This window comes from Mangrovihabitans endophyticus, assembly GCF_014646155.1.
In the GTDB taxonomy this organism is placed as follows: domain Bacteria; phylum Actinomycetota; class Actinomycetes; order Mycobacteriales; family Micromonosporaceae; genus Actinoplanes; species Actinoplanes endophyticus.
On the sequence record NZ_BMMX01000006.1, the window covers coordinates 101752 to 115306 of the forward strand.

Sequence of the window (13555 nt, forward strand, 5' to 3'; positions counted from 1 at the left end):
CAGTGAGCACTCCTTCGGATAGGACGGCTATGCAGACTTCCGCAACCCCCACCGTCACCGCGGCGCCCGAGCGTGCCGGTGCCTCGCTGCGCCGGGCGGCGTTCCTCGCGCAGGACGGTTTGGTGCTCTCCTGCGTCCTGCTGGCCCTGGACGAGATCGGTGTCCTGGCGCCGTCGCTGTGTCGCGACCGGACGGTGGCGGACCTGCTGCCCGGGCTGCCGCCGTCCGGGTTCGGCTCGCTGCGCGTGGTGCTGCGTAGCCTGGCCGCACAGGGCTGGCTGGCAGACGCGCCCGCGGGCACACCCGAATCCACCCGCCTGCGGTGGACCGACGACGGCCGGGCGGTCGCCGCGCTGCACGAGGATTACCGGGCGATCGGCCGCTACCTGGTCACCTTCCGGGACGCCGACCGTGACGCCTGGACGCGGCCGTGGTCGGCCGATTCGATCAAACGGTTCGCGGAGGTCCTCGATCGTGCGGGTGGCCGGTGGGGCACGGACGCGTTGCCGCCCGCGGTGCGCGCCACGGTGGCCGGCCATCTGGACGGAGCGGTGATCATTCCGCTGCTGCTGAGCGGCCCGGCGGTGCGGCTGCCGGACGGCGCGAGCGATCTGCTGGAGCGCAGCGGCTGGTCCGCCGACGCCGCGCGGCGGTATGCCGGGACTTTCGGCATGAGCGCCTCCTATCTGCCGATGTTCGGGCGTCTGCCGGACCTGCTGCGGGGCACGCTGGTGGTCCGGCCGGACGCCGTTCCGGAGTGGCATGTGAACCGGGCGTTGAACGTGCATGCCAGCGGTGCTGCGCATGGCCGGTACTTCCGCGACACGCTGGCCGTCGTGATGGATCTGTTCAACCGGCCCGACCTCGCCGAGCAACCCCGCTTCATCGCGGACACCGGGTGCGGTAACGGACGCTGGCTGGTCGAGCTCTATCAGGCGATCCGCGACCGTACGCTGCGTGGGGCGTTCTTCGCGGAGCATCCGCTGACGATGGTCGGCATCGATCCCAACCAGGCGGCTCTCGACGAGGCGCGCCGGGTGCTCGCCGCGCACGACATTCCGGCCGTGCTGCTGGCCGGAGACATCGGCGCGCCGGACGGCATCGCCGACGAACTCCGCGCGCGCGGCATCGACATCCGGCAGGGCCTGCATGTGCGCTCGTTCATCGACCACGACCGGCCGTACCGGGGCGAGGCGCGTCAACCGGACGGCCGGGCGCACGCGGACGGCGCCTTTCTGGACCCGGACGGCGCCGCACTGTCCGAGCACGCGGTCCAGGACGACCTCGTCGCACATCTGCGCCGGTGGGCGCCGTACGTCCGGAAGCACGGTCTGCTGGTCCTGGAGGCACACAGTCTGGCGCCGCACATCGCCCGGCAGCATCTCGGCGAGACGCACGCGGTGGCCTTCGAGACCTACCACGGGTTGTCACACCAGTACCCGATCGATCACGCCGACTGGCTGCGGAGTTGCCGCGCCGCCGGGCTCGAACCGGTGCTCTCGGAGAGCCGCCGCTATCCCCGCCGGCAGCCGTTCGTCGCGGTCAGCCTGAACCGGCTCATGCCGGTGGAGACGCGTGGCATTCCGGAGGCCACGCCGGCCTCGGCGGGCAGCGGCGACGGTTGGGGCCTGCACACTCTGTTGTTCGAGGGGGGCGACATCCGTCGGCCACGGCAATGGTCGGCCGGACCCACCGGATGGTTGGTCGGCCGCGCGGTGCGCGCCCTGGAACGGCGGCTGGCCGTGGTCCGGCCGGGCGAGACCTTGCGGGTGCTGGACTACGGCTCGGGCACCGGACTGTGCGCCATCGAATTGCTGAAGGCGCTGCGGGAGCGACGCTTCGCGGATCGGATGGCCGGTGCCGGCGCCCGCCTGGAAGTGCATCTGGTGGATCTGCCGGGTGACTGGTTCGCGCAGGGGCGCCGTCTGTTGGCGAGCCACCCCTGGGTGCGGTGCCACGACTTGCGGGACGCCGCCGGTGGCTTCCGCCCGCTGCCGGACATCGTCGGTGCCGCAGAAGTCGACCTGGTGCTGGCGAGCATGGTCTTCCATCTGGTCCCGGCCACCGCGCTGGATCGGGTGGTGGCGGACATCGAGGCAGTGCTGCGCCCGCACGGTGAGCTGCTGTGGAGCTCACCGGACATCGGTCCGGCCGGGCCTGGCGCGTGCCTGTTTCATGACGTCAATCGTGCGGTCCGGGCCGCGGCGCTCGACGAGCCGCTGGACGGGGACTGGCCGCCGCAGATGCGCGACCTGCTGCGTGAGGTCCGAACCGCCCGGTCCGCGTCCGCGGACCGGCGCGCCGGGCGGCGGATCCTGGCCCGGCCGCACGATGCCGCCGACCTGGCGGCCGCCTTCGGTCGGCGTCTGACCGGCGAACTCCACCACGCCGATTACGAGATCCAGCCGGATGAGATCCGGGACACCCTGCTGGTGCCCTCCAACGCCGCCGAATACCTGCCCGAGGTGGCCGACCCGCTGCGCCGGGCCGCGCTCGTCGAGGCGCTGATCGCGCGCGTCCTGCCCGGTTTCCGGCGGGGGCCCGCCGCGACCGCGTCCGGGCTCAGCATTCGCTGGACCTTCGGGGCGTACGCCCGATGACCGATCGCCGGGGAGGGCGCTGACATGCGGGCGGACGACGTGGTGGTGACCGGTCTGGGCGCGACCACCCCGCTGGGCGGCGATGTCGCGGCCACCTGGGAGGCGATGCTGGCCGGCCGGTCCGGGGTGCGCGCGCTCACCGAGGAATGGGCGCGGAGCCTGCCGGTGCGGATCGCGGCACCGGCCGCCGTCGAGCCGGCCGCGGTGCTGGACCGCGTACGGCTTCGCCGGCTGGATCGTGCGGAGGCGCTGGCGCTGATCGCCGCCGGGCAGGCGTGGCGAGACGCCGGCTTGGACGGCGGGGGTGCGGACCCGGATCGGCTCGCCGTGAGTTTCGGCAGCGGCATCGGCGGGGTGCAGACGCTGCTCGGCCAGGACGACATTCTGGAGACGGCAGGAGCGCGACGGGTCTCCCCGCACACGCCCATCATGATCATGCCGAACGGGCCGGCGGCACAGATCGGTGTGGCGTTCGGCGCGCGGGCCGGAGTGCATTCGATGGCCAGCGCCTGCGCCACCGGAGCCGAGTCCGTGGCCTTGGCTCGGGACCTGTTGCGCACCGGGCGTGCCGACGTGGTGCTGGCCGGCGGAGTGGAGGCGGCGATCGCGCCGCTGCCGATCGCGGCGTTCGCGGCGATGAAGGCGATGTCCACCCGCAACCACGAGCCGGAACGCGCGTCGCGGCCGTGGGACATGGCGCGGGACGGCTTCGTGGTCGGTGAGGGCGCGGGTGCGCTTGTCCTGGAACGGGCGGCGCATGCCGCCGCCCGCGGGGCCAGGCCGTACGCGCGCATCGTCGGCGCCGGCATCTCCTCGGACGGATACGACATGGTGCTTCCGCACCCGGAGGGGGAGGGCGCTCGCCGCGCCATTCTGGCGGCGCTGCGCGACGCCGGTCTGTCCGGCGTGGACGTGGCGCACGTCAACGCGCACGCCACCAGCACTCCCTCCGGCGATCTGGCGGAGCTGGCGGCGCTGCGCGCCGCGGTGGGGGAGCATGCGGTGCTCACCGCCACCAAGTCGATGACCGGCCACCTGCTCGGTGCGGCCGGGGCGGTGGAATCGGTCGTCACGGTGCTGGCGGTGCACCACGGCGTCGTCCCACCCACGGTGAACCTTGACGAGCCGGACGGTCTGCTCGGCATGGACGTTGCGACGGACAAGCCACGCTATTTCGACATTCCCGTTGCTTTGAACAACTCTTTCGGTTTCGGTGGGCACAATGTCGCCCTCTTGATTGCTCGATGACGACTATTCCTCGGCATTCTTGATCGCTTCTATTTCCCTTCGCCTTAGCGTTTCCGCTGGTCAAGGTGCCATGAAATCGTCGCTTTGTCGTCGCTTTAGCGACGAATAAGCCTAGCCTTAGGTGGGGCTGCTACCTTTGCCGCGGGACCATTCGACTCGCCATTCGTTGATGTTTCTTCCGATGTTTGAGATGGGACTGTGCAGATGGACGTGCAAGCCGGCGGCGAGGGGCGGTTCGGTGCGACGGTGCGGGGTTTCGACCCCGCCACCGCGTCCGACGACGACTTCGCCGCGCTCAAGAACAGCGTCTACGAACACAAGATCGTGATCCTCAAGGGGCAGAGCCTGGCACCGGCCGAGTTCGTCGAGATGGGACGGCGGATGGGTCGCGTCGAGGCGTATTACGAGCCCATGTATCACCACCCGGATGAGCCCGACATCTTCGTCTCGTCGAATGTCAGCGACGGTGACAAGAAGGTGGGCGTGCCGAAGACCGGCAAGTTCTGGCATGCGGACTACCAGTTCATGCCCAAGCCGTTCGGCCTCACTCTGATCTACCCACAGGTGATTCCGGCCAAGAACCGCGGCACCTATTACATCGACATGACCGAGGCCGCTCAGCGTCTGTCGGAGGGCCTGAAGCAGTCGCTGTCCGGCACGCGGTCACTGTTCAGCGTGCGGCGCTATTTCAAGATCCGGCCGTCCGACGTGTACCGCCCGCTGGGCGAGGTCAACGAAGAGGTGGAGCGGAAGACGCCGACCATCGCGCACCCCACCTTCTTCCGTCACCCGGTCACCGGCGCCACGGTCCTTTACAACAGCGAGGGCTTCACCGTGGGCATCGAGGACGCCGACGGCAAGAGCCTCGACGACGGGATCCTGCACCAGGTGCTCAAGGAGACCGGGCAACTCGACATGACCTTCCAGGCTCCGGGCATCCACCTCGTCTCGCCGGAGCAGGGCGACCTGCTGGTCTGGGACAACCGCGCGCTGATTCACCGGGCGTTGCACACCACCACGCCCGAGCCCACCGTGTCCTACCGGGTGACGGTGCACGACGAGTTCCCGTTCCACGACGACAAGCCGCTCTGACTACCGAACCGACTTCTCGGAAGGCGCCACCATGGTTTCCCAGTGCCCGGTGCACCATCTCGACTCTCCGTACGACGAAGACTGGTTCGCCAACCCGTACCCCACCTACGAGCGGCTGCACGGTGAGGGGCCCATCCACCGTGTGTGTCTGCCCGACGGCTCCCCGGTGTGGCTGATCACCCGCTACGACGAGGCGAGCGAGGCGCTCAAGGACCGCCGTCTGGTGCGTAACCGGCGGTATGCCGGTCCCGACTATCAGAACGAGATGCTGCCGGAGATCGTCCGGTCCGGAAACCTGCACATGGAGGACGGCGAGCTGCACACTCGGTTGCGGCGCTTCATGAATTTCGCCTTCACGCCCAGGCGGATGGCCGCCCTGGTGCCACGCATCCAGGAAGTGGTGGACGGACTGCTCGACGAGATCGAGCGCAAGGGCGGCGGCGACATCATGTCGGATCTCGCCGCGCCGCTGCCGATCACCATGACCGCCGACATCCTTGGCGTGCCGGACAGCACCCGCGCGGATTTCCGCGCGTGGAGCGACGCGATGCTGGGCAACGACCCCGCCGCCGCGAAGGTGGCGTCCGGCAAGCTTCTGGCGTTCGTGGAAGAGCTGATCGCGGCCAAGAAGAAGGAGCCGGCCGACGACCTCATCTCCTACTGGATCAGCGCCCGCGACAACGAGGGGAATCCGCTGACCGATCAGGAGATGATCGGCATGACGTTCTTCTTGCTGCTGGGCGGGTACGACACCACCGTCGGTCAGATCGGTGCCTCGGTGCTGGCGCTGATCAACAACCCGGACAAGGCGCAGCAGATGCGCGACAACCCGGAGATCATCCCGGATGCGGTTGAGGAGCTGATGCGCTGGGACGGCTCGACGCACAGCGGCATCCGGCGTTTCGCCCTTGAGGACATGACGATCGCCGGGGCAAAGGTCGAGGCGGGGCAGACGGTCATCATCTCGCTCGGCGCGGCCAACCGGGATCCGGAGCGCTTCGACTGCCCCGCGGAGATCCATCTCGACCGGTCGGACAATCAGCAGCTCGGATTCGGTCGCGGGCCGCATCATTGCCCCGGCAAGGACCTCGCCCGCAACGAACTGCGTATCGCGCTCGGCGAACTGGTCCGGCGCTTTCCGGACATCGCGTGCGCGGTTCCGCAGGATCAGCTCAACTGGCGGCCGTCGTGGCTGATCCGGGTGCCACGCCAGTTCCCGGTGACGGTCTGACCACGGTGACCGACACCGCGAGCATCGATCTCCGGCCGATCAGCCGGCACGCCGACGACCCGCCGTTGCTGGCTGCCGTGCTGCGGCCCTACCGCGCCAACTGCAAATACCTGCAGTCGGCCGAGGTGACCGCCGACGGCGAGCCCGGCGACGGCGGTCGGGTCACCGCGCGCTGCACCTTCACGATCCCGGAATCCTGCTACATCGACGACACTGGGCACTTCAACTCGGTCGAGTTCAACATCTGTTACAACCAGATGCTCTATTACACCGTCGCGAAGTCGGTGCAGGAGCGGCTGGTGCAGCCGTTCGCGCGCTGGTCGATGGATGACTATTGGGCCCGGCAGCTCGCCGACTTTCTCATCACGGACTTCCGCAGCTCGTTCAAGCGCGCCATGAGCGGTCGGCACTTCCACGGTGAACTGGAGATGGTGGACATCGCCGAATGGGGCGGCAGCGACGTTCGCGACCCGCTGATCGTGGTACGGACCACGTGTCGCTACTGGGACGACCGGGGCGGCACCTCCCAGGGCGAGGTGCGCGTGGCGATCACCAATCCGCCCGTCGGCGGACCGGAGAAGACAGGGACGTGAATCGATTGCCCACCGACTTCGTCATGGCTCTGCGCCGGGTGCCGGCGGCGGGGCGCCGCGCAGTCCTGCAGGAGGCCGTGGCCAGCGAGTTCCGCAGCGCATTGCTGATGACGGACGACGAGAGGCTCGCTCCGACCGACAACTACTTCGATCTCGGCCTCACCTCGTTGCGGGCCACCGAGGTCAAGCAGCGGCTGGAGGCGAGGCTCGGCTGCGAGGTGGACGCGGCGGTGCTGTTCGCCAGCCCCACCATCGCCGACCTGACGGACAACCTCGTCACCGCGCTGCCCGAGGTGTTCGCGCCGGCGCCGGACACGCCACCGTCCCCGTCACCCGACCGCAAGTCGCTTGTCGACGACCTCATGAAGGACCTCTTCGACGCATGAGAACCTCGGAGGAGACACCGATGTCCGCGCCCGACGCCGAGCTCCTGCGAGAGTTGTTGCTGGAACGGTACGAGCCGATCGCGATCGTCGGGATTGGACTGCGCCTGCCGGGTGACAACGAGGATCCGGCGGGCCTGGCGGACTTCCTGCGATCCGGCGGCTCGGGCATCGGTCCGGTGCCGGCGAACCGATGGGACGTCGGACGATTCGCCTCGGACGACGGGGGCAAAGGCAAGATCCGTGCCGCCGGCGGCGGGTTTCTGGCCGGGATGGACCAGTTCGACCCGCGCTTCTTCGGGATCTCCCCGCGTGAGGCGCAATACATGGATCCCCAGGCGCGGCTCGTGCTGGAGACCGGCTGGGAGGCGCTGGAACACGCCGGCATCGACCCACACCGGCTGCGGCGGTCCGACGGCGGCGTCTACGTGGGTGTGAGCTGCGTCGACTACCCGCTCGAAGTGGAGGCGCTGGCCTTCCCGGACCTCGACGCCTACATCGGCACCGGCACCGCGCACAGCGCGATACCCGGCCGGCTCTCCTACTTCCTCGGGTGGCGCGGCCCGAGCATGGCCATCGACACCGCGTGCTCGTCCTCACTCGTGGCGTTGCACCTGGCCGTCGAAGGGCTGCGCCGCAAGGAATGTTCGATCGCGCTCTGCGCCGGGGTGAACGCGATCCATCATCCGCGCAACCACGTCGTCTTCAGCCAGGCCGGCATGCTGTCGCCGGACGGCTTCTGCAAGACCTTCGACGACCGCGCCGACGGTTACAGCCGCAGCGAAGGATGCGGCGTCGTCGTGCTGAAGCGGTACTCCGACGCCAAACGCGACGGCGACCGGATCCTGGCGCTCGTCCGCGGCACCGCGGTGCGCCAGGACGGCGAGAGCGGCGGACTGACCGTGCCCAACGGCTCGGCCCAGGGCGCCGTGATGCGGGCCGCGCTGGCAAACGCCATGGTGGAGCCCGCCGACGTGCAGTACGTCGAGGCGCACGGCACGGGCACCTCGCTGGGCGACCCGATCGAGGTGGGCGCGATTCACTCGGTGTTCGCCGCTTCCCACACCCAGCAGCGGCCGGTGCTGATCGGATCGCTCAAGGGCAACATCGGGCACATGGAGGCGGCCGCGGGGATCGGCGGTGTGATCAAGACGGTGCTGCAGTTGGTGCACCAGGAGATATTCCCGCACGTCGGGATGACCGAACCCTCCCGGCACATCCCCTGGTCGACCTACCCCGTGTCGGTGCCGGTCGACGGCCTGCCATGGACCGCGCCAACCCGTCGCGCGCTGGTCAACTCGTTCGGCTTCGCCGGCACCATCTCGTCCGTGCTGCTCGAACAGGCGCCCCCGGCAGGGCCGGCCGGTGCCGCCGAGGTGCCCGGCCGGCCGTACGTGCTCGCGCTCTCCGGCCGCACCGAGGCCGCGCTGGAGAATCAGGCGGCGCGATACCGGGAATATCTGGCGGCGCACCCGGAAACCGTCCCGGCCGACCTCTGCTACACCGCCGCGGTATGCCGGGCCGACTTCGCCGCGCGCACGGCCGTGGTGGTGCGGGACAACGAGGAGATCGCCGCGGCGCTCGCCAAGCCCGCACCGGCGGCTCAGCCGGCACCCGCCAAGGTCGCCTTCCTTTTCACCGGCCAGGGCTCGCAGTACGTCGGCATGGGACGAGCCCTCTACCACCGATACCCCGTGTTCCGGGACCGGGTCGACGAATGCGACAGGTTGTTCGCCGCCCATCTCGGCGAGTCGATCCGGGACCTGATGTTCGACGGCGAGCCGGGATGCGTCGACGAGACCCGGTACACCCAACCCGCCCTGTTCACCGTGGAGTACGCGGCCGCCATGCTGTGGCGCTCGTTCGGCATCGAGCCGGATGTCCTCATCGGCCACAGCATCGGCGAGATCGTCGCGGCCACCGTGGCCGGACTGTTCCGGCTGCCCGACGCGGTGCGGTTGGTAGCCGTCCGGGCCCGGCTCATGCAGTCGGTCACCGCGCCCGGCGGCATGGTCGCGGTGTCCGCTCCGGCCGACGAGATCGCGCCACTGATCGCCGGGTTCGCCGACGTCAGCTTCGCGGCCTTCAACGCGCCGGGCCAGTGCGTCGTCTCCGGCGGTGTGGACGCGCTCGCCGAGATCACCACGGCGCTCTCCGACCGGGGCGTGCGCACCCGGCGGCTGTCGGTCTCGCACGCCTTTCACTCGCCGCTGATGCGCGAGGTTGCCGAACAGTTCCGCCGGGAGACGGCCGACGTCCGGTTCGGCGAGATCGAGATGACCTTCGTCTCCAACGTGACGGGCCGGATCGCCGACCCGGAGCAGGTCGGCACGATCGACTACTGGGTGCGGCACCTCGCCGAACCGGTCGACTTCGCGGCTGGCATCGGCGCTGTCGACGATCGGGGCGAGCATGTCTTCATCGAGGTCGGCCCGGCGCCGACGCTGACCGCGGTGGGCCGCAGGTGCACGCCGGCGGGCCGGGGTCACCGGTGGCTGTCCAGCATGCGCGCCGGGGATGAGGACGGGTCCGTGCTGCTGGAGTCGGTCGCCGCGGCCTACGGTGGCGGCCTGCGGATCGACTGGACCGCGGTGTTCGACGGCATCCCCGCGCGACGGCTGGACCTTCCGACCTATCCGTTCGAGCATCGGCGGTACTGGCTGCCGCTCAAGGGCGCGCGGCACGAGCGAGCTGGCCTCGCGGCGTCCGGGCCCGCCCGCCATCCGCTGCTGGGCGAGGAGACCACCACGGCGGAGCAATCGGCGGAGGGGATCCGTGAGTTCCGCACCCGGATCGGCCCGGCCGATCCGGCCTACCTGGCCGACCACGTGGTGATGGACCAGGTGGTCTTCCCGGCCGCGGGCTACGTCGAGATGATGCTGGCGGCACAGGATGCGGTGCATGGAGAAACCTCCCGGCCGTTGCGCGACGTTCAGATCCGAGAACCCCTGCTGCTGTCCGAGGAGCGGCTGACCGAAGTGCACGTCCGCCTCCGGCGGGGCGCCGACGATGCCGGTGCAGCGAGCATCCACGAGGTGGAGATCCTCTCGCTGGACGGCGCCGGGGACGGGGCGATCGAGCGTCGGCACGCGGTGGCGCGGATCGCGGACGAAACGGTCAGTGCCGGGGAGCACGACGCCATCGTCGCGGACCTGCGCGCGGCGGCCGCGGCGACCGGCGCCGACGATCGCGACGGTGCCGACCTCTACCCGGAGTGGGCCGACCTGGGTCTGATGTACGGTCCGCAGTTCCAGCGCATCCGGTGGCTGCGCCGGGTGGATGCCGGCACCGCCGTCGCGGAACTGCGCGGACTCTCGGCGGGCGCCCTGGAACATCTGCCGCCGGTGCTGCTCGACAACGTGATCCAAAGCCTCGGCGGGGTGATCGACGACGGCCAGACGTACCTGCCGGTCCGGTTCGGATGGCTGCGCCTGCTGAGCAAGCCGCGCGGGCGAACGCTGCGTGCGGTGGTGCGGCGTACCGGGGAGTCGGTCACGCATGCCGGTGAGTTCGAGGCGGATTTGCTGCTGCTCGACGGCGACCGGGTGGTGGTCCTGGTCCGTGGCCTCGGCTTCCGCCGGGTGGCGCGCACCGGTGAGCGGGCACGCAGCCGCATGTTCCACCGGGTCGCCTGGCTCAAGCGAGCCCTGGTGCGCACCGGCACGCCGGGCGACCGGCGGTTGATCCTCGCGAACCGCAGCGCCGCCGAGATGCCGTTGCTGGCCGAACGGTTGGCGGCCGACGGGGTCGACGCGGCGTTTGCCGGCAACGCGGAGGCGGTCACGGCCGTGCTCGACCGGCGGCCCACCGACGTGTGCTGGGTGTGGCGCCCGTCGGCGGACGGTGACCCGGTCACCCGCCTGCGGAGCGAGACCGAGGACAATTTCCGCGACCTGCTGTCACTGGTGTCCGCCGTGGACGGACACGACGTACGGCTGTACCTGGTCACCGAGGGAGCGCAGCATCTGCCCGGCGACCCGGCCGGCTTGGCGGTCGAACACGTGGCCGCGAGCACCGTGTGGGGATTCGGGCTGTCGTTGTGGTCGGAGTACCCCGCGCTGCGGGTGACGCTGCTCGACGTGCCGTCGGCGGAGGCGGACGCCGAGCGGCTGCTGGCGGAGGTCTACGCCGGTGAGGACGAATATCAAGTCGCCCATTGTCCGTCCGGGCGCCATGTGCGCCGTATCCTGCCGCACTCGATGGAGTCGCCGGAGGGCGGCAACGCCGAGCTCGCGGTGAAGGAATACGGCAGCTTCGACGGCGTCGGCCTGGTGCCGGTCCCGGACGTGCCGCCGGTCGACGACCAGATCGAGGTTCAGGTCCGCGCGGCCGGGCTGAACTTTAAGGACGTGCTCAACGCCTTGGGCCTGCTCCGGCAGCACGCGGCCGACACCGGGATGCCGTACGCCCCGCTGCCGCTCGGATTCGAAGGTTCCGGCACGGTCGTCGCCGCCGGGCCGCGGGCCGCCTTCGCGGTCGGCGACGACGTGGTTCTCAGCCACATCGGGTCGATGCGTCGGCGAGTGACCGTGCCGTCCGCACATGCGGTGCCGATGCCCGAGGGTCTGTCGTACGTGGACGCGGCGGCCCTGCCGACGGCCTACATCACGGCGTTCTACGCGCTGCACCGGCTGGCCGGGATGACACGCGGCGACCGGGTGCTCATCCACGCCGGCGCGGGTGGCGTCGGTCAGGCGGCGATCCGGCTCGCCCGGGCGGCCGGCGCGGAGATCTTCGCCACCGCGAGCCCGCACAAGCATCCGGTGCTGCGCGAGCAGGGCGTGACCCACGTGCTGAACTCGCGTTCGCTGGACTTCGCCGGTCAGGTGCTGGAGCTGACCGGCGGCGCCGGCGTGGACATCGTGCTGAACAGCCTGAACAAGGACTACATCGAGGCCGGCATGCGCGCCCTCGGCCACGGTGGCCGGTTCGTGGAACTGGGCAAGATCGGCGCGTGGTCGGCGGACCGGGCCGCCGCGCACCGCCCGGACGTGGCTTACCACCACTTCGATCTCAGCGAATTTCCGGACGGGGAGCTGCGCCGGATCAATCACGAGATCCTGACCGAGGTGGTCGACGGCATCGCCGCGGGACGGCTCTCGGCGCTGCCTACGACGGCGTACACCCTGGACGAGGTGGACGAGGCATTCGCGGTGTTGAGCCGGGGTGCCAACATCGGCAAGCTGGTGCTGTCCCTGGACGCCGAACCGGCCACCGCGCGGCCGGTGGCGGTGCGAGCGGACCGGACCTACCTCATCACCGGTGGGCTCGGCGCCCTGGGTCGGCTCGCCGCCGTCAAGCTGGCCGAACTGGGCGCCCGGCGCCTCGCCCTGGTCTCGCGTCGCGAGCCCGACCCGGAGGACCTGGCCGCGTTGCACAAGCGCCTTCCGGACGGGGTCGACGTGCGGGTTCACCGGGCCGACATCGCCCAGCCCGAGGAGGTGCGCAGGTTGTTCCGCGAGCTGGCCGACGGGGCGAGCCCGCTCGGCGGCGTGGTGCATGCGGCCGGAGTGCTCGCGGACCGTCCGGTGGCCCGGATGACCTGGGAGGATGTGCAGACCGTCTGCGCGCCGAAGGTCCTCGGCACGTGGCTGTTGCACGAGGCGGTCACGCCACTGGCCGAGCTGGACTTCTTCGTGGCCTACTCGTCCGTCGCATCGGTGATCGGATCCGTGGGACAGGCCAACTACGCCGCGGGCAACGCCTTTGTGGACGCCCTGATGGTGCGGCGCGCTGCGGCCGGCCGGCCGGGCAGCTCGGTCAACTGGGGTCCGTGGGCCGAGGTGGGCATGGCAGCCGGGCTGGAGGCACGCCTGGTGCGCAATCTGGAAGCGCAGGGCACACGCTTCATCCGGCCTGGGCCCGGGGCGGCGGCCTTGGCGACGGTGGTCCAGCATCCGCTCGCGCAGGTGGTGGTCGGCGAGTTCGACTGGGACCGGATGGCCGCCGGCCGTGCGGCCAATCCGCTGTACCAGCGCGTGGCACGGCGTACCGGGAACGCTGCCGACGTGGTCGACGTCGAGCAGTTGGCACGGCTGCCGAAATCCGAGCGCCGGACCGCTCTGAACCGTCTGATCCGCGCCCACGTGGCAAGCGCGCTGCACTTCGACGGCGCGGACGACGTCCCGGCGGACGCGAAGTTCCTCGACGTCGGCCTCGACTCGCTGGGCGCCGTGGAGCTGAAGAACTTCCTGGAGTCGTCCCTGCGGGTGGCGTTGCCGACCGGGCTCGCCTTCGACTACCCGTCCATCGAACTGCTCGCCGAGAACCTGGGGGAGCAGCTCGACGCCGCACGGGGCGAGGACGCACTGCCGGAGGAACCGTCGCGGGCCGGGCGGGGCGTGGTCGGCGAGATGACCGCCGACGAGGTGGCCGCCGAACTGGACGCGTTGAAGGATCTCTGAACCG

Annotated in this window: 7 protein-coding genes; all 7 read left to right on the forward strand. The window is 70.4% G+C overall.

The window, feature by feature from the left end; translation table 11 throughout:
* The first annotated feature begins 29 nt into the window (after positions 1-29).
* The 7 genes from IEY73_RS10560 to IEY73_RS10590 all read left to right on the forward strand — a co-directional run bounded on the left by IEY73_RS10560 (position 30) and on the right by IEY73_RS10590 (position 13551).
* Positions 30-2600, forward strand: a complete 2571-nt coding sequence (locus tag IEY73_RS10560) for a class I SAM-dependent methyltransferase (protein ID WP_229715735.1) — start codon at positions 30-32, stop codon at positions 2598-2600.
* A gap of 24 nt (positions 2601-2624) precedes the next feature.
* Positions 2625-3848 carry a beta-ketoacyl-[acyl-carrier-protein] synthase family protein gene (locus IEY73_RS10565; RefSeq protein ID WP_189078956.1) on the forward strand — a complete coding sequence of 408 codons (1224 nt, stop codon included), beginning with the start codon at positions 2625-2627 and terminating at the stop codon, positions 3846-3848.
* A gap of 204 nt (positions 3849-4052) precedes the next feature.
* Positions 4053-4940 (forward strand): (3R)-3-[(carboxymethyl)amino]fatty acid oxygenase/decarboxylase, encoded by an 888-nt coding sequence (scoE, locus tag IEY73_RS10570; protein ID WP_189078957.1) that lies wholly within the window; start codon positions 4053-4055, stop codon positions 4938-4940.
* 31 nt (positions 4941-4971) lie between these two features.
* Positions 4972-6171, forward strand: coding sequence for a cytochrome P450 family protein (locus IEY73_RS10575; protein ID WP_189078958.1), 1200 nt, complete (start codon positions 4972-4974; stop codon positions 6169-6171).
* Between the two features lie 5 nt (positions 6172-6176).
* Complete coding sequence (locus IEY73_RS10580; protein WP_229715736.1) at positions 6177-6764, forward strand: FcoT family thioesterase; 588 nt, start codon at positions 6177-6179, stop codon at positions 6762-6764.
* Positions 6761-7150: an acyl carrier protein gene (locus IEY73_RS10585; RefSeq protein WP_229715737.1), complete on the forward strand. Its 390-nt coding sequence runs from the start codon at positions 6761-6763 to the stop codon at positions 7148-7150. The genes IEY73_RS10580 and IEY73_RS10585 overlap by 4 nt, the downstream gene beginning before the upstream one ends.
* Before the next feature lie 20 nt (positions 7151-7170).
* Positions 7171-13551: a type I polyketide synthase gene (locus IEY73_RS10590; RefSeq protein WP_229715738.1), complete on the forward strand. Its 6381-nt coding sequence runs from the start codon at positions 7171-7173 to the stop codon at positions 13549-13551.
* Positions 13552-13555: the final 4 nt, after the last annotated feature.